General features: G+C 61.6%; 19 protein-coding genes. 10 read left to right on the top strand and 9 right to left on the bottom strand.

Annotated elements, in window-relative coordinates; genetic code table 11:
• Window position 1 precedes the first annotated feature (1 nt).
• Both RFM41_RS29830 and RFM41_RS29825 read right to left on the bottom strand, forming a co-directional pair.
• Window positions 2-403: a helix-turn-helix domain-containing protein gene (locus tag RFM41_RS29830; RefSeq protein ID WP_320252854.1), complete on the bottom strand. Its 402-nt coding sequence runs from the start codon at window positions 401-403 to the stop codon at window positions 2-4.
• The gene (locus RFM41_RS29825) at window positions 403-699 is read right to left on the bottom strand and encodes a type II toxin-antitoxin system HigB family toxin (RefSeq protein WP_320252893.1); all 297 of its coding nucleotides are present in this window, start codon (window positions 697-699) and stop codon (window positions 403-405) included. Before RFM41_RS29825 ends, RFM41_RS29830 begins: the two co-directional genes overlap by 1 nt.
• A 172-nt stretch (window positions 700-871) precedes the next feature.
• Here RFM41_RS29825 and RFM41_RS29820 point away from each other — a divergent pair, with 172 nt between their 5' ends.
• The 5 genes from RFM41_RS29820 to RFM41_RS29800 all read left to right on the top strand — a co-directional run bounded on the left by RFM41_RS29820 (window position 872) and on the right by RFM41_RS29800 (window position 6,781).
• Window positions 872-1,807 carry a bifunctional helix-turn-helix transcriptional regulator/GNAT family N-acetyltransferase gene (locus RFM41_RS29820; protein WP_320252853.1) on the top strand — a complete coding sequence of 312 codons (936 nt, stop codon included), beginning with the start codon at window positions 872-874 and terminating at the stop codon, window positions 1,805-1,807.
• A gap of 303 nt (window positions 1,808-2,110) precedes the next feature.
• Window positions 2,111-2,590, top strand: coding sequence for a MarR family winged helix-turn-helix transcriptional regulator (locus RFM41_RS29815; RefSeq protein ID WP_320252852.1), 480 nt, complete (start codon window positions 2,111-2,113; stop codon window positions 2,588-2,590).
• The gene (locus tag RFM41_RS29810) at window positions 2,587-3,780 is read left to right on the top strand and encodes an HlyD family secretion protein (RefSeq protein WP_320252851.1); all 1,194 of its coding nucleotides are present in this window, start codon (window positions 2,587-2,589) and stop codon (window positions 3,778-3,780) included. Before RFM41_RS29815 ends, RFM41_RS29810 begins: the two co-directional genes overlap by 4 nt.
• Before the next feature lie 406 nt (window positions 3,781-4,186).
• On the top strand, window positions 4,187-5,719 hold the full coding sequence (locus RFM41_RS29805; RefSeq protein ID WP_320252850.1) for a DHA2 family efflux MFS transporter permease subunit: 1,533 nt from the start codon (window positions 4,187-4,189) through the stop codon (window positions 5,717-5,719).
• 78 nt (window positions 5,720-5,797) lie between these two features.
• Complete coding sequence (locus tag RFM41_RS29800; protein ID WP_320252849.1) at window positions 5,798-6,781, top strand: isopenicillin N synthase family dioxygenase; 984 nt, start codon at window positions 5,798-5,800, stop codon at window positions 6,779-6,781.
• A gap of 68 nt (window positions 6,782-6,849) precedes the next feature.
• Here the strand turns inward: RFM41_RS29800 and RFM41_RS29795 are convergent, their stop codons facing one another.
• On the bottom strand, window positions 6,850-7,356 hold the full coding sequence (locus RFM41_RS29795; protein ID WP_320252892.1) for a CAP domain-containing protein: 507 nt from the start codon (window positions 7,354-7,356) through the stop codon (window positions 6,850-6,852).
• A gap of 237 nt (window positions 7,357-7,593) precedes the next feature.
• On the opposite strand from RFM41_RS29795, the gene RFM41_RS29790 reads away from it, so the two are divergent.
• Window positions 7,594-8,418 (top strand): DUF2189 domain-containing protein, encoded by an 825-nt coding sequence (locus RFM41_RS29790; protein WP_320252848.1) that lies wholly within the window; start codon window positions 7,594-7,596, stop codon window positions 8,416-8,418.
• A 25-nt stretch (window positions 8,419-8,443) separates the two neighbouring features.
• On the opposite strand, the gene RFM41_RS29785 is transcribed toward RFM41_RS29790, so the two are convergent.
• From RFM41_RS29785 to RFM41_RS29775, 3 genes are all read right to left on the bottom strand, one after another.
• Window positions 8,444-9,076, bottom strand: coding sequence for a LysE family translocator (locus RFM41_RS29785; protein WP_320252847.1), 633 nt, complete (start codon window positions 9,074-9,076; stop codon window positions 8,444-8,446).
• Between the two features lie 226 nt (window positions 9,077-9,302).
• Window positions 9,303-11,276, bottom strand: a complete 1,974-nt coding sequence (locus RFM41_RS29780; RefSeq protein ID WP_320319323.1) for a pilus assembly protein TadG-related protein — start codon at window positions 11,274-11,276, stop codon at window positions 9,303-9,305.
• Window positions 11,277-11,472: 196 nt separating this feature from the next.
• Window positions 11,473-13,371 (bottom strand): pilus assembly protein TadG-related protein, encoded by a 1,899-nt coding sequence (locus RFM41_RS29775; RefSeq protein WP_320252845.1) that lies wholly within the window; start codon window positions 13,369-13,371, stop codon window positions 11,473-11,475.
• Window positions 13,372-13,665: 294 nt separating this feature from the next.
• On the opposite strand from RFM41_RS29775, the gene RFM41_RS29770 reads away from it, so the two are divergent.
• The 4 genes from RFM41_RS29770 (at window position 13,666) to RFM41_RS29755 (ending at window position 17,558) form a co-directional block, all read left to right on the top strand.
• Entirely contained in the window at window positions 13,666-14,526 is an 861-nt protein-coding gene (locus RFM41_RS29770; RefSeq protein ID WP_320252844.1) for a TIGR01459 family HAD-type hydrolase, read from the top strand.
• Window positions 14,527-14,558: 32 nt separating this feature from the next.
• Window positions 14,559-15,542, top strand: a complete 984-nt coding sequence (locus RFM41_RS29765; RefSeq protein WP_320252843.1) for a bifunctional riboflavin kinase/FAD synthetase — start codon at window positions 14,559-14,561, stop codon at window positions 15,540-15,542.
• A gap of 394 nt (window positions 15,543-15,936) precedes the next feature.
• The gene (locus tag RFM41_RS29760) at window positions 15,937-16,791 is read left to right on the top strand and encodes a hypothetical protein (protein WP_320252842.1); all 855 of its coding nucleotides are present in this window, start codon (window positions 15,937-15,939) and stop codon (window positions 16,789-16,791) included.
• 26 nt (window positions 16,792-16,817) lie between these two features.
• A complete protein-coding gene (locus RFM41_RS29755; RefSeq protein ID WP_320252841.1) occupies window positions 16,818-17,558 on the top strand; it encodes a DUF1353 domain-containing protein in 741 nt (246 codons plus the stop codon).
• A 62-nt stretch (window positions 17,559-17,620) separates the two neighbouring features.
• Here RFM41_RS29755 and RFM41_RS29750 read toward each other — a convergent pair whose 3' ends face one another.
• From RFM41_RS29750 to RFM41_RS29740, 3 genes are read right to left on the bottom strand one after another with little or no spacing between them, the layout of a single operon-like run.
• Entirely contained in the window at window positions 17,621-18,175 is a 555-nt protein-coding gene (locus RFM41_RS29750) for an HdeD family acid-resistance protein (RefSeq protein WP_320252840.1), read from the bottom strand.
• Window positions 18,176-18,223: 48 nt separating this feature from the next.
• Window positions 18,224-19,723 carry a glycosyltransferase family 4 protein gene (locus tag RFM41_RS29745; protein ID WP_320252839.1) on the bottom strand — a complete coding sequence of 500 codons (1,500 nt, stop codon included), beginning with the start codon at window positions 19,721-19,723 and terminating at the stop codon, window positions 18,224-18,226.
• A 12-nt stretch (window positions 19,724-19,735) separates the two neighbouring features.
• Window positions 19,736-20,686, bottom strand: a complete 951-nt coding sequence (locus RFM41_RS29740) for a glycosyltransferase (protein ID WP_320252838.1) — start codon at window positions 20,684-20,686, stop codon at window positions 19,736-19,738.
• Window positions 20,687-20,783 lie beyond the last annotated feature (97 nt).

Below are 20,783 nucleotides of genomic sequence, written 5' to 3'. Positions count from 1 at the left end.
GCTATCCAGCCGCCGTCTCTCTCTCGTCGTTGGCCAAATGATACGGGTGGATCAGTATCTCTGCCGGGATATGCCATGCGCGATTGAGCTTGAACGCCATGTCCATGGTGATCGCGCGTTTGCGGCTCAGGATTTCGGAGGCGCGTGAAGATGAACCCAATAGCTGCACGAGCGCCGCCCGATTGAGGTTGGCCATTTCCATATGGGCGACAATTGCATCCACGGGGTCGGGTTCCTCGATAGGGTAATGCTTGGCTTCGTAGGCCTCGATAAGGGCAGCCAGGACATCGAAACGGTCGGCCTCAGGACTGCCGACCGCGGGTTCCTCTTCGAAATAGTGAGCAATCTCGGCAATTGCCCAATCGTAATCGGCCTCGGTCTTAATGGGTCGAATGTTTTCCATCACACCTTCTCTACGTCTATCTTGTCGTACTCGGCATGAGTGCCGACGAATTTGATCAGCAGCCGCTTGAATGTGTAGCTTACATGCACGACCAGGCGGTACTTGTTGCCTGCGATGTCGAAGACAACGCGGTTGTCAGCTACGAAGTCGACACTCGTCCCGAACTGCGCCTTGATGTCAGCTGATGTCTTCCACTCGACGTTGCTCGATGCATTGAACCAGGCGGTCAGCGGCGCTTTGGCCTGGGGGTGTTTGGTCCAGAATGTGACGAGCGTCTTCTTGCTGACGATTTGCATGGCCAGACATAGGCTTTTCCCATATCGGGAACAAGTGTCAAAATTACCAAAATGGGAAATCGGCTGCGCCGGCGCTTTTACGCTAATCGAGAGAGATGCGGGGTCGCAATTCTGATGTTTATTGACTAAGTCAACTAAATGGTTGATCCTGTTCAGGACAGGAGGAGATCCCATGACCATCCACGACCATCCCGGCAAGGAACGCATCGATACGGTACGTGCCTTCAATCGCTTCTATACCCGCCAGATCGGCCTGCTCGACGAGGGCTTGCTGAAGAGCCCGTTCTCGCTGACCGAGGCGCGGGTGCTTTACGAGCTTGCCCATCGCGACGGCCTCGTCGCCAGCGACCTGGTGCGCGACCTCGGCCTCGACCCCGGCTATGTCAGCCGGCTCCTCAAGAAATTCGAGGAGCGCGGCCTGGTCGAGCGCGAGGCAAGCGAGGCGGACGCGCGCCGCGCCTCGATCGCGCTGACGCCGGCCGGCAGGGAGGCCTTCGCGCCGCTCAACCAGGATTCGCACGACCAGGTGCGCGCGCTGCTCGATCGCCTGGTACCGGCCGACCAGGACCGGCTGGTCAAGGCCATGCGTACCGTGCAGGACCTGCTCGGCGACAGGCCTGAACCCAAGGTGCCCTATATCCTGCGGCCGCTGCAGGTTGGCGATATCGGCTGGGTCACGCGTCGCCAGGGCATGCTCTACGCGCAGGAATATGGCTGGGACGAAACCTACGAGGCGCTGGTCGCCGAAATCCTCGGCGAGTTCGTCAAGAACTTCGTCCCGCAATGGGAGCGCAGCTGGATCGCCGAGCGCGAAGGCGAAGTGGTCGGCTCGGTCTTCGTCGTGCGCAAGTCGCCCAAGGTCGCGAAGCTAAGACTGCTCTATGTGGAACCGTCGGCGCGCGGCCTTGGCATTGGCCGGCGGCTGGTCGACGAATGTATCACCTTCGCGCGTGCCAAGGGCTACAAGACGCTGACGCTGTGGACCAACGACATATTGGGCTCGGCCCGCCGCATCTACCAGGCCGCGGGCTTCAAGCTGGTCGACGAGGAACGCCATCATTCCTTCGGGAAGGATCTGGTCGGCCAGACCTGGAACCTGGAGCTTTAGGCTCCCTTATCCCAGGGGAGAAAGAGAAGGCGCCTCAACCCCTGATCGGCAGCCAGATCTTGCCGCCGCAGGAGCTGCCGATCGGCATCATCACCAGCTCGCTCGGCGCCTTCTTCGTCGTCACCATGCTGATGCGCCGCCGGGCATGATCTATCGCCCTGGACGGGCTTGCCCGACACCGCCGCCTGCGCTTTCATCGATCGCTAACCGTTCAGGGCGTTGCATAGCTGCCATGTCGGTTTGCCGGCTTTTGGCGTAAAGCATCTACTTGAATAGTAAGCACGCTTATTATATGTATCGCTCATGGTTTCAGATGGCATCGACAGATTGGGATTTTTGATCCACGACGTGCAGCGCCTGATGCGCAAGCGTTTCGAGGCGCGCGCCAGTGGGTTGGGTCTTTCCTCCGCGCAATGGCGACTGCTCGTCCGCGTCGCCAAGGAGGCCGGCGTCGCCCAGGCGCGGCTTGCCGAGCTCCTCGAAATCGAGCCGATCAGCGTTTCGCGCCTGGTCGACCGCATGGAGGAGGGCGGCTGGATCGAGCGCCGCCAGGACGCGACCGACCGGCGCGTGCGCATGATCTTCCCGACGGAGAAGGCAAACGCGGCCTATGCCGACGTCAAGAGCCTGGCCGGCGAGGTCTATGAGGAATCGTTGAGCGGCGTGTCGGCGGCGGAGCGCCGCGTCCTGATCCGCGTGCTGGACACCATCGTGCAGAATTTGACGGACGGCGAAACATCGTCTCTGGAAAAGATAAAGAATACGGAAGGCGCAGCAGCATGAACGCGGCAGCCAAGATAGAAGACGACAACGTCACCAAGCTTGCGCCGGCGCAGCCGGTCGCGGAAGCGCCGACGCAGCCGGCGGCCACTCCGGTCGCGGTGGCTCCCGAGCCGCAACCGGCCCCGGTCGCGCCAAAGAAGAAGCGCCGTCCCGGTCGCTTCCTGTTGATGGTCGCCCTGCCGCTCGCGCTGCTTGCGGGCGGCGCGTATGTCTGGGTGACGGGCGGCCGCTATCAGGAAACCGAGAACGCCAACCTGCAGCAGGCCAGGATTTCGGTCGCCTCCGACACGGCCGGCCGCATCGTCCAGGTCGGCATCGCCGACAACCAGCTGGTCAAGCAGGGCGACCTGCTCTTCGTCATCGATCCCGAGCCCTACAAGATCGCGCTGGCCCAGGCCGACGCGGCGGTCGCCGCCGCGCGCCTCAATGTCGAGCAGTTGCGTGCCGCCTACAGCCAGGCGACGGCGCAGCAAAAGTCCGCCAGCAGTGAGGTCGACTATGCGCAGTCGCAATATAACCGCGCCGCGGATCTAGCGCAGAAAGGCATCAACGCCAAGTCCTCGCTCGACCAGGCCCGCAACGACCTCGACAAGGCCAAGCAGCAGCTGGCCGTCGCGGAGCAGGGCATCATCAGCGCCAAGGCGGCGCTCGGCGGCAATCCGGACATCGAGACCGACAAGCATCCGACCGTGATGTCGGCTTTGGCCGCGCGCGACAAGGCCGCCTACAACCTGTCGCAGACGACGGTGAAGGCGCCGGCCGACGGCGTCATCTACCAGGCCGCCTCTTTCAAGGTCGGCCAGTATGTTTCCGTCGGCACCCCCCTGTTCGCGCTGGTCGAGACCGGCGACACCTGGATCGACGCCAATTTCAAGGAAACCCAGCTCACCAACATGAAGCCGGGCCAGAAGGCCGAGATCGTCGTCGACACCTATCCGGGCCGCACCTTCGAGGCGACCGTCAAGGCGATCGGCGCCGGCACGGGCGCGGAGTTCTCGCTGCTGCCCGCGCAAAACGCCACCGGCAACTGGGTCAAGGTCACGCAGCGCATTCCCGTGCGCCTGGAGCTGACCGATCCCGACGCCAAGATGGCGCTGCGCACCGGCATGAGCGCCACCGTCACCGTCGACACCGGCGTGGCGCGCGGCCTGCCGTCGATCTTCGGCCATGCCACGGCAGGGGAGCAGTAACGACAGCGGCGCCCGCCGGGACAAGGCGGGCAGGGGATTGGTCTGATGGCAGGAGTGGCGAGGATCGGCACGGCAGGCCGCTTGGCGGCTTGTTCGAAAGCTGGGACCTTGGCGCGGACCCGTCGGTCCTCAGGTTTCCGGGCGGCAGGCATCCGCTCCAACAGAGACTTTCGGTCGATGTAACCCCCACATCGATAGTCGCGTCCCACCGCGATGAAGGTCTCTCAACGGAAGGCTCGCCGCCCGGAAACCTAGAGCCGGATGATTTCAGGTCTGTTCGACCTGAAATCTGAATCCGGCTCTAAATCAAAGAGATAGAGCATGATGTCATCCGAAAACCGCTCCACACTTTTCGGCATCATGATCTAGTGTACACGTTTTTGTTACCTGCTGGAAGTTCAGCATTATGAGCACGCCCGAAGCCTTCAAAGAAGTGCCGCATCGCGGACTGATCACGGTCGCGCTGATGCTGGCGACGATCATGCAGGCGCTCGACACCACGATCGCCAACGTGGCGCTGCCGACCATGACCGGCGACCTCGGCGCGTCGCCCGACAACATCAACTGGGTGCTGACCTCCTATATCGTGGCCGCCGCGATCATGACGCCGGTCACCGGGTGGCTCGCCGACCGGCTCGGCCGCAAGGAACTGTTCCTCGGCTCCGTCGTCGGCTTCACCATCTTCTCCATGCTCTGCGGCCTCGCCTGGAGCCTCGAGACGATGGTGCTGTTCCGTCTGCTGCAGGGCGTCTTCGGCGCTGCCATCGTGCCGCTGTCGCAGACCTTCCTGCTCGACATCAACCCGAAGGAGCGCCACGGCCAGGCGATGGCGATCTGGGGCGCCGGCATCATGCTGGGGCCGATCCTGGGGCCGACGCTCGGCGGCTGGCTGACGGAAAACTTCAACTGGCGCTGGGTCTTCTTCATCAACCTGCCGGTCGGCATCCTCGCCTTCCTTGGCATGGCCGCCTATCTGCCCGTCATCGCCAAGCGCGTGCGCGGCTTCGACTTCTTCGGCTTCGCCATGATCTCGCTCGGCGTCGGCGCGCTGCAGCTTCTGCTCGATCGCGGCGGCGAGGTCGACTGGTTCAACTCGGCCGAGATCTGGATCGAGCTCGGCCTGTCGCTCACCGGCTTCTGGGTGTTCATCATTCATACGGTGACCGCCGAGCATCCCTTCATCGACCCGAAGATCTTCCTCGACCGCAATTTCGTGACCGGCCTGGGCTTCATCTTCGTCATGGGCGTGCTGATCCTGGCTTCGATGTCGCTCCTGCCGCCGATGCTTGCCAACATCTTCGGCTACCCGACCGTGACGATCGGCGTCGTGCTGGGGCCGCGCGGCATCGGCACCATGATCTCGATGCTGGTGGTCGGCCGCATCATGCACAGGATCGATGCGAGAATCCTCGTCGCCATCGGCTTCCTGCTCACCGCGCAGTCGCTCTACACCATGGCAAGCTTCACGCCGCAGATGGACAACTGGCTGATCCTCTCTTCGGGTGTCATCCAGGGCCTCGGCATGGGCATGGTATTCGTGCCGCTCTCGACGGTCGCCTTCGCCACGCTCGACGCGCGCTACCGCACCGACGCCACCTCGCTGTTCAGCCTGGTGCGCAATCTGGGCTCTTCCATAGGCGTGTCGGTGGTCGCGGCGCTGATGGTGCGCAACACGCAGATCAACCACACCGAGCTTTCGGCCTTCATCAACCCGTATAATCCCAATCTGTGGGCGGCCTCGCCGGCGGCGGCCAGCGGCGATCCGGCCGCGCTTTCGCAGGTCGACTTGGCCGTCAACGCCCAGGCGATGATGATCTCCTACATCAACGACTTCAAAATCCTCATGGTGATGACACTGGCCGCGATTCCCTTCGTCATCCTGCTGCGCAAGCCCAAGGCGGCGCCGGCGGGCGGGGCGCCCGCAGCCCATATGGACTAGGACCGCCACGCCGGTTGGTCCTAGATCGCAACCAGGACTGGCTGCATCGTTCCAGCATTAAGCGGTTGGATGAACGCGATGCAGAACCCGTCATTTCCCGTATTCGATCTAGGACAATTCGAGAGCGCGAGCGCTGCGCGGAAGAAGGCGCTCGGCGGCGAGGTCGACCACATCTGTCGCGGCACCGGGTTCCTGGCGATCAAGAACCACGGCGTTCCGCAATCCGTCATCGACGCCGCCTGGTCCAAGGCGAAGGCTTTCTTCGACCTGCCGCCCGAGGAAAAGCAGCGCTCGAAGGCGCCCTACAAGGGTTATCCCTACGGTTATCTCGGCCCCGAGCTCGAAGCGTTGGCAAAATCCCGCGACGTCGACACGCCGCCGGACTTGAAAGAGAGCTTCAACGGCGGGCCCCTCTGCCTGCCGCCGGGCATCAAGGACCCGGAGGCACTGGCCTTCTGCTATGCCGAGACGATCTGGCCGGGCGAGCCAGAAGGCTTCGTCGAAGCGTGGAAGGCCTATTACGCGGCTCTCGAGGACCTGGCGCTGCGCATCATGCGGGTCTTCGCCACCGCGCTTGGTCTGCCGGAAACCTATTTCGATCCTTTCCTCGATGCGCCGATCAGCGCGCTGAGGGCGCTGAACTATCCCGAGCAGCGTGTCGCGCCGAAGCCCGGCCAGATCCGCGCCGGCGCCCATACGGACTATGGCAGCCTGACCATCCTCCTGCCGCAGCCAGGGTCGCGCGGACTGCAGATCGTCACGCCGAGCGGCGAATGGGCCGAGGTGCCGCCGATCCCCGGCGCCTTCGTCATCAACATCGGCGACCTGATGGCGCGCTGGACCAATGACCGTTGGGTGTCGACCGTGCATCGCGTCGTCAACCCGCCGGCGGACGAAGGCGGCAGGGATCGCCGGCAGTCGATGGCGTTTTTCCACCAGCCGAACTGGGACGCCGAGATCGCGGTTCTGGACGCATGCCTGGCCGAGGGAGAAGCGCCGAAATACGGGCCGGTGCGCTCAGGGCCCTACCTGATGGGCAAGTTCAAGGCGACGACAAAGTAATGCATGTCGCCCAAAAGTGCATAGCGGTTTTGGGATAACGACATGCGCCAGACAAGAAGGCCGGCGATTTACCTGCCCAGCACCAACGACCAATAGCGCAGGGCGGGATCGCGGCCGTCGCGCACATAGGCCAGTCCGAAGCGGCTGAAATCCGGGTCGAGCATGTTGCGGCGGTGGCCGTCCGAATGCATCCAGATATCGAACAGCTTCTCAAGGTCGAAGCGGCCTTCGGCGATGTTTTCGGCCGCCGCGCCGCGTACGCCATTGTCCTTCATGCGCGAGGCGAAATCCTTGCCCCAGCCGGTGGTGTGGCTCATGCGCTCGCGCGAGGCCATGTAGCCGGCCTGCTGCAGCGCGGCCTGTTCGAGCTGCGCGTCGGGAGCGAGCGCCGGCAGCCCGGCGGCGCCGCGGATACTGGCAAGCGTCGCCGTGGCCGACGAAGAGACGCCGGCGCCTTCGCCGGTCGGCACTGTGACGGTGCCGCAGGCCGAGATGCCGGCAAGCGCCGCCAGGCCGGCGGCCTTGAGCAGCGAACGGCGGTTCAGGTCGGGGAGGGCTGTGATGGCGATGCTCATCTGGCCTCTGATACCGGCGATCATGGCTTTTGCCGGGCAGGGGATGAAAGGCAAGGGATGAAAATCGTCTGAAGCGGCGACTTTTCCCGGAAGATCGGCTATGATGCGGTCGTTCTTGAAGTGGCAGCCACGGGCGGCCACCGCAGGCGGTGACCGGCCCGCGTTGATCTGGCGCATGATTGCTTGGCGAGAACCTGCTGGTTTTCGGGCTCATGCACTGACGAACGGAGGACGGTTATGGCCGGTTTTCATGTCATGTCGGACGCCTATGGGATGCATGTGCAGCCCACGGTGCGCCGCATCTCCACCTCGGATCTTTGGGACGCGCTGAAGCTCGGCGCCGAGGATTTCTGGGCCAAGCCCTCGCACTATGTGTTTCTGTGCCTGATCTATCCGATCGTCGGCCTGATCCTGACGCAATGGAGCTCGGGCTCGAACGCCATCCAGCTCGTCTATCCGCTGATGTCCGGTTTCGCTCTGATCGGCCCGTTCGCGGCGATCGGCCTCTATGAGATCAGCCGCCGGCGCGAGCTCGGCATGAGCAGCCGCTGGCATCATGCGCTGGACGTGCGCCATTCTCCGGCGCTGCCGTCGATCGCGGTCATCGGCATTCTGCTCTTTGCGCTGTTCCTTTTGTGGCTGTTCACCGCGCAGTCGCTCTACACCAGCCTGTTCGGCGCCGAGCCGCCCGCCTCGGTCGGCGCATTCGTGCGCGACGTGCTGACGACCGGCAAGGGCTGGACGCTGATCCTCGTCGGCAACGCCGTCGGCTTCGTTTTCGCCGTCGTCGTTTTGGCCACCACGGTCATTGCCTTCCCGCTGCTGCTCGACCGCGACGTCGGTGCCGTCTCGGCGATCGAGACCTCGGCCCGCGCTGTCATGGCCAATCCGCTGACGATGGCGCTCTGGGGCCTGACCGTCGCGGTGTTGCTGGTGATCGGCTCGATCCCGCTGTTTGCCGGACTGGCCGTCGTCATGCCGATCCTTGGCCACGCGACCTGGCATCTCTACCGCAAGGTGGTCGAGCCGGAGCAGATCCGGCCTGTACGCCGGCCGATGTAGGACGGCAGCGTTCTTGGGGTGGCGGCTATCTCTGAGCTTCGGTCGCCATCTTCAAAGCCAGCGCCGTTAGCACCGTGCCCATCATCCAGCGCTGGATGACCAGCCAGAACGGCCGCCCGGCGAGGAAATTCGCGATCGAGCCGGCCGTCACCGCGATGATGGCGTTGACGGTGAGGCTGATCGAGATCTGCGTCACGCCGAGCACCAGAAGCTGCGACAGGACATGGCCCTTGGCCGGATTGATGAATTGGGGCAGCAGCGACAGATAGAGCACGGCCACCTTCGGATTGAGCAGGTTGGTCATCAGCCCCATGACGAAAAGCTTGCGCGGCTTGTCCCTGGGCAATTCGCGAACCTGGAAGGGCGAGCGTCCGCCGGGCTTCAGCGCCTGCCAGGCGAGCCACAGCAGATAGAGCGCGCCGGCGAAGCGAAGCGCGTCATAGGCGTAAGGCACGGCAAAGATGAGCGCGGTGATGCCCAAGGCCGCCGAGACCACATAGAACAGAAAGCCCAGCGCCACGCCGCCCAGAGAGATCAGTCCGGCTTTCGGCCCTTGCGACAGTGACCGCGAGATCAGGTAGATCATGTTCGGGCCTGGCGTAAGCACCATGCCGAGGCAGATCAGCGCAAAAGTGAGATGGTTGGCGGCGTCGGGCATCGGGGTCTCCGGAAGGTACCGGAGATGTGCGCTGCGTTGTTAAAACTCGCAAGGGCTTGTGATTGGCACCCGTTGCGCCAGCGCAAGGCGTGGCGAGATTCAGGTCAGGCCGAGTCGAAAATGGCGGTTTCCGAGAACCGGAGCGGAGCGTACTTAAAGTACGTGAGCACCGGAAGCGCAGGAACCCGCCATTTGCAGGCCGGCCTCACCTGAATATCGGCATGCCTTACCCGACCACGCGCAGATTCGACAACTCGTTGGCAATCTCCTTGAAGTTGTCGGACAGCGTCGCCCCGGTGGCGTTCCAGAACAGCTTGGCCGGTTTGCTGGGGTCGGTCGGATCCTTGCGGAAGCGGGAATCGGACGAGCAGGCCTTCAGCGCGGCCATCGCCTTCTGGTCGCTCGAGCTGGTCGAGGACATGTCGAGCGCGACCGTCATCACCATGATCTTGCCCGCCTTGGCGTTGTCGCACAGCTTCGCCATCTGCTCGTTCATCGCCGCGGTGTAGTTGCTCGACGAATAGTTGAACTGGCCGATGGCGCTCGACGTGCCGCCGAACAGGCGGGTGACCGAAGTGCCGTTATAGCCGACGCCGGTATAGCCATAGGCGGCATAGGTCGACTTGTTGCCGGCCGGGTCGGGATTGACCGTCGAATAGGTGTTCTCGCCGTCGGTGAGCACGATGACGACCTTGTCGTTGCCGCGCTCCGTTTCCAACCGTCCCTCGGTGAAGGGCGGGGCGCTCGACACGGTGCGCCAGCCCCAGGCCATGCCTTCGGGCACATTGGTGTTGCCGTTGGGCTGCATCAGGTCGATCGCCGCCTTGATGGCCGCAAGCCCGTCCGTGGTGGTGACGTCGGTGAGCGGCGTGATCGGCGTGGTGGTGCAGCTATAGTTGGGGCCCGCGCCCTTCGACAGCACCGGCGCATCGATCGGCCGGGGCATGAAATACTTGGCCATATTGGATTGGCGCGTCTTACCTGTGGTGCTCGACGGGTCGTCGTTCCACCAGCTGTTGGCGGCGCCGTAGGTGACCGGGTTCGGCTCGTCGGGATCCTGCGTCACCTTCCAATGGTTGCCGGGTTCGTCGGGCGCGAACATCGGCACGAACATGGTCGCAGGATCGCCGACGCCGATGCCGGTGTTGTTGGGACCGCCCGAGGCTGGCGTGTCGTCGACATTGTAGGGATAGGGACGCACCTCCACGCAACCCTGCCAGCTGGCGAACGGGCCATAGGTGTCGTTATAGTCATATTCGTTGTGGCTGCGCTTGCAGGTGTTGTCGGAGCGGTATTGATCGCAGACGACACGTTTGCTGCCGACGATGCGCTCGTGGCTGGTCACTACCTGCATGTCGCGATAGAGCGAGAAGCGGCTCAGCACCTGATCTTCCGTGTCGCCCCAGCCGGTGCCCTTCTTATACCAGATGCCGCTGATCTTCTGGGCGTATTTGTCGGGCGCATTCAGCGTCGACCAGTCGAAATTCTCGTTCGCTACCGGCGACAGCCCATAGACGTCCATCCAGGGGGCGTTGTCGTTGTCCGGCCCGACATTGACCGAGGCCGCGAACGGCACGAGGCTGAACTGGACCGGCTTGTCGATCTGCTTGATCTGCGACGCCTGATGGGCCAGCGTGTCGACGAGCTGCTTGGCGGCCTGCTTGAGCAGATCGATGCGCTTCTGTCCCGTGCCTGTGCCGGGCGTCGTCATCGAGCCCGAATTGTCGAGCACCATCGCCACTTCCAGCGTGTTCTTCAGCCGCACCTGGGAGCACATCTCGATCTGGATTGGCTTATGCGCATCGCCATCCGACGCGCCATTGAGCAGCGCCGCCGCCGGATAGAAATAGGGATGATAGGTAAGCGTCGCGCAAAGCTTCATCAGGCCGCCGCCGGTCTGGTTGCTCGGCAGCGTGACATCGAGCGAAAAGTTGCCGGGGTCGATACCGTTGAGGTTGGAATTGAAGAAGCCGACCGCGTAAGCCCTGATCTGGTCGTCGGTCGCGCCTTGCGAAAGCCGCCCCGCCGCGGCGAAATTGGCGGCGTCGAGCGCGTGCAGCACCATCTGTTTTTCGCGGTTGAGCTCGCCGAAATCGACACCCATGGCCACTGCGCCCATTATTGGGACCATGGCGACCGCAGTCATCAGGGCATAGTTGCCGCGGCGGTCGCGGCAGAAGTGACGCCAGAATTCACGCATTTCAGGTAAGCGGCCCCCCGCCGACGGATTTTCGCCGGACTACACTTCCACAAAACGCTGAAGGACCGGTTTGGCAAACCGCTCGATTGCTTAACGGCGGCTTCACGAACCGCTAACCAAACCAGTTGCCGTGGCATGGCCTGCAATGAAAAACGCCCGCCTCGCGACGGGCGTCGTGGACCGTTTGCCGTGCGGCTCAACTGACGATGCGCAGGTTCGACAGTTCGTTGCCGATCGCCTTGAAGTCGTCCGACAGCGTAGCGCCGGTCGAATTCCAGAACAGCTTCGCCGGCTTGGTCGGGTCGGTCGGATCCTTGCGGAAACGCGAATCCGATGAGCAGGCCGTAAGCGCCGAGATCGCCTTCTTCTCGGCGGTTTTTTGATTGCTGAGATCAAGGGAAACCGTCATGACGATGATGTTGTTGGCCTTGGCGTTGGCGCACAGCGTTTGCATCTGCTCGTCGAGAGCGGCGGTATAGTTGGCGTCCGTATAGGTGCTTTTGCCGACGGCTGAGCTGGTATTCATGAACAGGCGGGTCACCGAGCCCGAACCGGGATATGCCAGTCCTGTATATCCATAAGCGGCATAGGTTGATCTGTTCTTGGCGTAACTGCCATCGTTTACGGAACTATAGGTGTTGGCGCCATCCGTGAGCACGATGACAACCTTGTCGTTGCCTTTTTCGTTATTATCTCGGCCCTCGGTGAAAGGCTCATTGCTGGAGAGAGTTCTCCAGCCCCATGCGAGCCCCTCCGGCACGTTGGTGTTGCCGGTAGGCGTCATCGCATTTATGGCATTGAGGATTGTCTGCTTACCGGCGGTCGTCGTCACATCCTGCAACGGTGTGATCGGGCTCGTCGTGCAACCGGCATTGGGACCATCGTCTGCGGACACGGTCGAAGCGTTGTACGGTTTGGTTAGAAAATATTTCCGCATATCCGCCTGGCGTTTAGTCACTGCCAGACTGTCGCTCGAATCTATCCACCAATTGTTGCTGTAGCCCCAGGAGTTTGTGCTGGTGCGTGTGCTGTCGGTCCACAGATTACCTGCCTCGTCTGGCGCGAACATGGGAACGAAAAGCGTCGCGGGAGTGCCTGCCGCCGGAGTCGTGTCGTCAACATTATAGGGGTACGGCCGTGCCTCGACACAGCCTCCCCAAGCCTCATAGGGAGCAGTCGTGTAAGTGTATGTCTGGCATGAGCCGTTGCTGTTCCTTTTAGAGCAGGTTCGCGTAGTGGCCATGATATCGTCGTAAAGACTGAAGCGCGTTGCCTTCGTATTTTGGCTTGCGCCCCAACCGCTGCCGCGCTTGTAATAGATATCGCCGACTTTCTCGATGTACTTGTTCGGATCATAACCGGATCCAGTCTTGTACATCTGTGACCAATCGAAATCCTCATGATGGATGGGCGAAATGCCGTCCTGGTCCATCCAACTCTTGTCCTTGTTGGACGGGCCGACATTGACCGAGGCGGAGAATGGAACCAGCGAGAACTGCACAGGCTTGCTGACCTGCCGCATCAAATCGGCCTGCCCGGCCAGCATAGTCACCAATTCGGTAGCGGCGGTCTTGAGGAGTTCGATTCGTTGTTGGCCGGTGCCTGAACCGTTCAGGCTCATCGATCCGGAATTGTCGAGCACCAGCGCTACTTCCAACGTGTTCTTGAGGCGGATTTCCGATTTGGCCGAGAAGTTGAGGTTCGTCTGGCCGGGTGTTCCGCCAAGCAGTGCGACCGCGGCCGGCAGGAAGTAAGGTTGGTACTTGAGGGCGGCCTCCAGGACCAGCGTGCCGCCGCCCGCATTGTTGTTCGGCAGGGTTACCGTCAGCGTCGTGTTTGCCGGAAGGACGTGCCTGAGATTGGCCTCGAAGAATGTTTGGGCATAGGCCTTGGCGTCGGCATCGCTCGCGCCGGCGACGATTTGCTGTGCCGTCGCGATGCCGGCGGCGTCGAGCGCATTCAGCGTCTCCTGCCGCTGTCGCACCAACTCCGTATAGTCGACTGCCAGCGCCACGCCGCCCATCAGCGGTATCATGGTGATGGCCGTCATCAAGGCGTAGTTACCCCGCCTGTCGCGAAAAAAATCGAGGATCATTGCGCTTACCCCCGCCAAGGACCCATATTGGAATACGACCATGGTCGCATCTGGTTTGCTACCATGGTCATAAATCGTTAAATTTCAGCTTTCGCGAAATTATCAAGAATGCGTCGCCTCTTTGACGGCGCGTTAACCCTGCGCTTCCGGGCTGGCAATGTCGGCTCGCTTTGTGGAAATGGGGAAAGCTCGTGACAGGGCGGAGCGCTTCGGTTATGCGGGACCGGCCGTGGCAGCCTCTGAACCAAGGGTGGCTGTAAGCGGTCTTGCCAGGATCAAAATCAGGGACACGGCATGGCGAATCCGCCTGACATCATCACTTCGCTCGACGATCTGGCGGGGCGCTACGCGGCCATCCTGTGCGACGTGTGGGGCGTCGTGCACAACGGCGAATGGCATTTTCCGGCCGCCGCCGCGGCCCTTGCAAGGGCGCGCGCGGCCAAGCTGCCAGTCGTGCTCATCACCAATTCGCCGCGCCGCAGCGCCGACGTCGTCGCCCAGATGAAGGTCATCGGGGTTCCCGCCGATGCCTGCGACCGGGTCGTTACGTCGGGCGATGTGACCCGCGACCTGATCGCCGATGGGCCCAGGAAGATCTTCCACATCGGTCCCGAGCGCGATTTCACCCTCTATGACGGGCTCGACGTCGATCTCGTCGAGGAATTCGAGGCCTCTGGCATTGTCTGCACGGGCCTTTATGACGATGAGGTCGAGAAACCCGCCGACTATGCCGAGCTGCTGAGGCGGCTGCGTGCCCGCAATCTGCCGTTCATTTGCGCCAATCCGGATATCCTGGTGGAGCGCGGCGAGCGCACCATCTGGTGCGCCGGCGCGCTCGCGCGGGATTATGCGCAACTGGGCGGCCGCACATTGATCGCCGGCAAGCCCTTCGCGCCGATCTACGATGTCGCCATGAAGGAGGTCGCCGGCCTTCTCGGCCGGTCCGTCGAGCGCAGCGAGGTTCTCGCCATCGGCGACGGCATGATGACCGATGTCAAGGGCGCGGCCGACAACGGCTTTGATGTGCTCTATGTCTCCGGAGGCATCCATGCTCGCGACTATGGCGATCCGCTGCGGCCCGATCCGGAAAGGCTGGCCGGCTTCCTTGAAAAGCACGGCTACCGGCCGGTCGCCGTCATCCCGCGTCTGCAATAGGTTGGTGGTTTGGACATGACGGGCGCCTCGACATGAAGCAAGCCTTCGAACGTCTTTCGGCAGTCGCGCCGCTGCCCGCGCATCTGCGCGGCGGCATCGTGGCGATCGGTAATTTCGACGGTGTCCATCGTGGCCATCAGTCCGTCCTGGAGCGCGCGCTGACCGAAGCCCGCCGCAACGGCGTGCCGGCCCTGGTGCTGACCTTCGAGCCGCATCCGCGCAAGGTGTTCCGGCCACAGGTGCCGCTTTTCGTGCTGACGCCACCGCCGATGAAGGCGCGGCTGCTCGCCGGCCTCGGCTTTGCCGCTTTGGTCGAGCAGCCTTTCACGCGCGATTTTGCCTCGCTCTCGCCCGAGGCTTTCGTGACCGATGTGCTGGAGAAGAACCTCGGCATCCGCCACGCCGTCACCGGTTTCGACTTTCACTTCGGCAAGGACCGCCAGGGCGGCCCGGCCTTTCTGATGGCGGCCGGAGAACGGCACGGCTTCGGCGTGACGCTGGTCGACGCCTTCCGCGATGAAGGCGCCGAGGTGGTCTCGTCGAGCCGCATCCGGGAACTGCTCGCCGAGGGCAAGGTGGAGGAGGCCGCCGGCCTGCTCGGCTACCGTTTCACCGTCGAGGCCGAGGTGATCGGCGGTCAGCAGCTTGGCCGCACGCTGGGCTTCCCGACCGCCAATATGCGGCTTTCGCCGGAAGCGGCCTTGAAGGAAGGGATTTACGCCGTCCGCTTCCGTCGCGCGGATGGCACGCTCCACGACGGCGTTGCCAGCTTCGGCCGGCGTCCGACCGTGGACGACAACGGCGCGCCGCTCCTCGAAACATACGTCTTCGATTTTTCCGGTGATCTCTACGAAGAAACCTGCGAGGTGTCGTTCTTCGGCTTCCTGCGGTCCGAGCTCAAATTCGACGGTCTCGACGCGCTGGTGGCGCAGATGAAAAACGACGAGGCGGAGGCGAGGGCGCTGCTGGCGGGCGTGCGCCCGCTCTCGCAACTGGACGCCGAGATCGCGTTCTAGATCGTCTTCGGACGTAATCGTCGATTCAACCAGATGGCTCATCCGACTGGTGAAGCAGTTCAACTGAACACGCCGCTTCTCTTGAATGCGGCTGTTCTGATGCTGCGGCAGCGACGTGATATCTGGCGTAAAGGGGACAGATTTGATCGACCTAGAGTATTTTTGTATATTTTTATTTATTTAAAAATAATTTTTACGAGATTGTATTTAAATATATTGAGAAAGATTTTTAACATGCAATATGGTAACTTTTATAGGTAATTGTTCGTTCGTTATTGTACTTATAAGTCAGACTGTCTGTAATTTGGGTAAAGAGCGGAAAATTTGTTATTTTTCGCAGGGATTGAGAGTTTCTAATTATTCATGTAAAGAACTTGTGTGGCGGAGGGGTGGAATGATCGATAGACGCAGCCTGGTGATTGGCGGCACAACAATCGTTCTGGCCGGCTATGGCATCTCCGCCCCAATGAAAGTCGGACGGTTACAAGCATGGGCTATGCGAACAGGTCCGGGGCCAGGGTTGCCGCAAAGTTATCCCCTTGATCATACAGCTGTTGTAGGTGTCACGACGTCGAAGCAGTGGGGGTGCTTCGGTCGAACCGCAGCTGAAGATGGTGAAGAAAAGCGGATAATCGCCGAAGCTGACGGAGATGAGTTGTGGGCAACCGAGATCGGAGGAGCCGATGGCTCGGCTGGCATCGAACTGGATGTCACCGGAGCTTGCCAACAATGCTCTAACCGCTTGCTTTTGCCTGCAGGTATCGACGTAAACAAGGCGCACGGAAATGAGATTACGACGCCGTTGTTTGGCAAATATGGATTTGGCATTCCAGCACTTGTTACCCGCATCAAAGACGGCGCCCATGCCGTAAATCAAAACTTCCCTGGCCGGATATCGGACCGCGCAGTTGCGGCTGCTGTGAAACATGTCCAAGTGAACAACACCGAAGAATGGTCTGTCGTCGAGGGATATCTGGAATCGCTGTTTCGTCCTTCGCTGGGGCCAGATTGGCCTGCGTGCAAGGCCGACCTCTCGCACGTGTACTACGCTCTTTATAATTATCGAGAAGCGCTGTTCAGCCAGTATTCGAAGGGTCACATCACAAAGGCAGATTTCGTGACCCGTCTTCAGGGTGCGCTGAGCGGAGCCATTCAGTTGGTCGCCGAGATCGTAACACCAAGCAAATCGAATGCGGCTGTGGCGATCTTGCCCGAGGTCCAAGCTGCGTTTGTGCTGCACAACAATTGATCAGTCGGGCAGCGGAGGGGAAGAAAATGCATATCGCTCTTATGTTTGCCTCGCCTCTGCTGAGCCTTGCACTGGTGGCTACGGCCCAGGCCGAAGGGCATTTCACGGGTAATCTTACATTTCACCCGGTTGGATGCGAGAAGGTCCGTGAATGCTACCTTGATGAGACCTTTCACTATGTCGATAGCAAAGGGGGAGATTGGGAGGCCCAAAAGGATGACAAGACTGATGGCGCGTCGATCCCGGACTGGGCGCAGCGCATTGTCGGGTACCCTTTCGATCCAAGTTTCATTCGCGCGGCCGTCATTCACGATCACTATTGCGACCGTCATGTCCGAAGCATGTTGCAGACGCATTGGGTATTTTACGATGGGTTGCTCGCCAGCCATGTCTCGCCAGCCAAGGCTAAGATAATGTATGCGGCAATCTTGATCGGTGGGCCGAAATGGATTGATCTCATCCCCGGCAAGCCTTGCAAGCAAGGAGCCACTTGCATTCAACGCGTGTCAAAGGTTCAACTACCAAGTGAGGCATATGTCACAACCGCGGAGGACGCCCACAGCGTAATTGCTCGTGGACCTCAATACGACGAGCCGCAGGTGAGGGCGGCTATTGAAGAAATTCGCCGGAAAATCGAGTTAAACCCGGAAGCTGTTTCCGAAGACGATATCCTCGCGGAAGCCCGCAAACTTCCTCAAAATCAATTCTTCTTCGATAATATCGACGGGGTCGTCATCAACCCACCTCAAAATGATGTTCGACAATAGGTGAGGTGTACTGGAGGTGCGAACCAGCAGCGTTTGACGGTCCTTGTCCGCGCCGCCTGCTCCTACCGCTTCAGCGCCAGCCCGATGGCGATGAAGCTCCAGCCCTGGAAGACCAGGTCGATGGCCAGGAACATGCCGAGGATCCACAGGCTGTTGACCGGCCATCCCACGGCGATGATCAGGCCGAGCAGGATGCTGATGACGCCGGCCACCAGCAGCCATCCCCAGCCTTGCTCCGGCCTGTGGTTGAAGGCGACCCAGGACCTGAGCAGCCCGGAGGCGATGAGCGCGATTGCGAGCAGCAGCGTCAGCACCGCCGAGGCGAGCAACGGGTTGTCGAAGGCGAAGAAGCCTGCGACGGCGTAGAGCAGGCCGCTCAGCAGCCAGTAGAAGAACCGGCCCCAGGTCTTGACGCCGAAGGCATGGATGATCTCGATCACGCCGGCCATCAGCATCAGCCAGCCGACCACATAGACCGAGGCGACGGTGGCGATGAACAGATTACCGAACGCGATGCCGCCGAAGATCAGCAGCAACACGCCGAGCGCCACGAACCATCCCCACTTGTCCCGCGTCTGGCCTATCGCGTCCTTGAGAGCGTCGCCTGGCAGAGTCATGGTTTCATCTCCCTCGAAATTCACCACCGGTTGTGCGGCTAAGGGAAGCTAAACTGAATGGCACTGGCCGTCCAGCAACACGGGCCGAACCGCAGGCGGCCGGTCGTCTATGACCGTAACGCGGTCACTCTTACACCGGACCTCGTCTTTGAACGGCGCAAGCGTCGCCTCCAATGTCTCCCGGCCGGCCTGCTCCCAGCTTCGCGCCACGAATTCTCTAGCCTTCGCTTCGTATGGAGCACGGGCCGCGGGCGAGATGATCCACTCCCGCATAGTGCTTTCCCATCCTTCGACGTCGAGCGGATCGAGGCAGAGTCCTGACGAGCCGACCACTTCGGAGATGGCTCCGCCCGTCGAGGCGATCAGTGCCTTTCCGTAGGCCAGCGCCTCGACGGGTGGCAACCCGTATCCTTCATAGAGTGACGGGTACACGCAGAACGCACTGTTCTGGTAGAGGATGGAGAGCATTGCGTCGTCGACATTATAGAGATGAATCAGGCTTTTGCCGTAGCCGGGATGGCTGTGAAGCTTCTCCAGGATTCCGTCGACCATCCAGCCGCTGCGGCCGACGAAAACCAGCTTCATGCCGCTGCGCGCGACCGTTCCATCCAGGACGAGGCGTCTCCAGACATCCATGAGCAGCGAATGGTTCTTGCGTGGTTCGATGGTGGAAACGAACAGGATGTAGCGATCCGTCTCGATCCCGTCCGGCGGGCGGCCGTCCGCCTTCGATTTGCGGGCGCTGTCGCAGCCGAGGGGGACCAGTTTCAGCTCCGGCAGGTGGATGCCGAGCTTGGCGGCATAGTCCTCTACATCGGTGGTGACGCGCCTCGACGTCAGGACGAAGCGGTCCGCAAGCCCGGCCGCCAGGTTCACATAGCCCGTGAATCTCTTGACGTCGTGCGGCTTGTACCATTCGGGAAACTGGATCGGGATGATGTCGTTCAAGAGCAGGATCAGCTTTGCGCCGGCGGGGCGCGCATCGCTCGAAATGACCGCGACGTCGGTATGCGCCCAGTCGCTGTTCATCAGCAGCAGATGGTCGCCGGGCGAGAGATCGTATTTCTCGCCTGCCACGGTCCTGAGCGGGACGATCCGCACGCGTGAGCCGTCCTCGCGAGCGACTTGCCGCCGCTCGTTTTCCTTCATCAGCCGGTTTTCGATCCGTTCGAGGAAACGAAGGAAAGGGTTGCCGGGATTGCGCCGGCCGAACGCGCCGATTTCCGTTATCAGGACCCGGCGCGGCTTCATCATCGCCATCAGCAATTGCCGTGCCCAGTTCGGCCAGCGATCGTAAAACCGCATCTTGATGCGGGCCGGATCCGGGTAAAAGCTCATGTCGCACGAAATGTCGCCGGCGATGATTTCCGCCGCCATATCAGGCGAAACCTGTCTGAGGACCCGCTCGATCGGGTCGAAGACCGTGAAGGCCACCTCGGAGGCCTTGAATGCAGCCGCCGCGGCCGCGTAGTGGCGTTGCACGCGGACCAGGCCGACCGGAGGCCCGAGCCAGCGCACCATACTCGTGAGATCGACGACAAGACGCATCATTCGGGCCAATCAGTTGAGCCGCATTCTTGGTGGACGCGCGATCATCCTGCGCCAGGCCAATCGAGGTCCGAGGGCGAGTGTCTTCAAAGAAGGGGCGCCGACAGCTGCGAGGAACAGCAGCTTCAAAGTGAGGGCCATCGGTATGTCCGCGGTTCGCAGCATCAGCTCGATGTCGCGCCTTTCCAGGCTGGAGACGCCGACCCCCGTGGCCGCGCGCGATGCCAGAAACGCTGCGATGGCCTGCGCGGGCTGGCCGTTCGCGTCGAACGGCTCGGCGCGATGGCGACGCAACAGCGCCGACTGCCGGGCCAATGCCGCGGCCGCCTTTTGCTGGTCCTGCTTTAGGCGCGATACTTGTCCCGGATGCGATCTCAGCTTCACGAGCGGCATTTCCATGTTGGCCAGTTTTCCCGTCTCGGAAAGCCGCAGCCATAGATCGTAGTCTTCGGCATAGGTGAACGCGCGACGGTAGCCTCCCGCGCGCCGGACGGCCTCGGTCTGGAACATCACCGTCGGGTGAAGCATGGGATTGTACCTGGCGAGCGCTTCCCGCAACGGGTCGTTGCCGGTAGGCACGTCGATCGGCCTCAGCAGCTTTCCGTCCCGGTCGATCTGCAATCCCGCCGTGCCGAGCAGCTGCAAATCGGCATCCGCTTCGAAACACGCCACCTGCAGGCGCAACCTGTTGGGCAGCGAGACGTCGTCGCAATCCATGCGCGCCACAAGAGGGGCCTGCGCGAGCGAAATCCCCATGTTCAGCGCATCGACGATCCCCTTGCCGCTGTTGGCGACAACTTTGACGCGGCTGTCACGGTCGCCGATCGAGGCCGCGATCGCGGCGCTGTCATCGCAAGATCCATCGTCCACGACGATGACTTCGATATCCGCCAGATCCTGATCCAGGATGCTTTGCAGGGCCTCGCCGATATATTGCGCGCCGTCTCTCACCGGAATGATCACGCTTACTGTCGGCAACAGAATAGTCCTTGCGATGGCCGGCCGGGATCGAATGGCCGTTGAATTGTCGGATGCCGGCAGCCTGGCGTCAAAATTCCAA

The organism is Mesorhizobium vachelliae, from assembly GCF_033977325.1.
Lineage (GTDB): Bacteria > Pseudomonadota > Alphaproteobacteria > Rhizobiales > Rhizobiaceae > Mesorhizobium > Mesorhizobium vachelliae.
The sequence above is the reverse complement of the archived record's forward strand: the minus strand, read 5'-3'. Positions and strand labels throughout refer to the sequence as shown.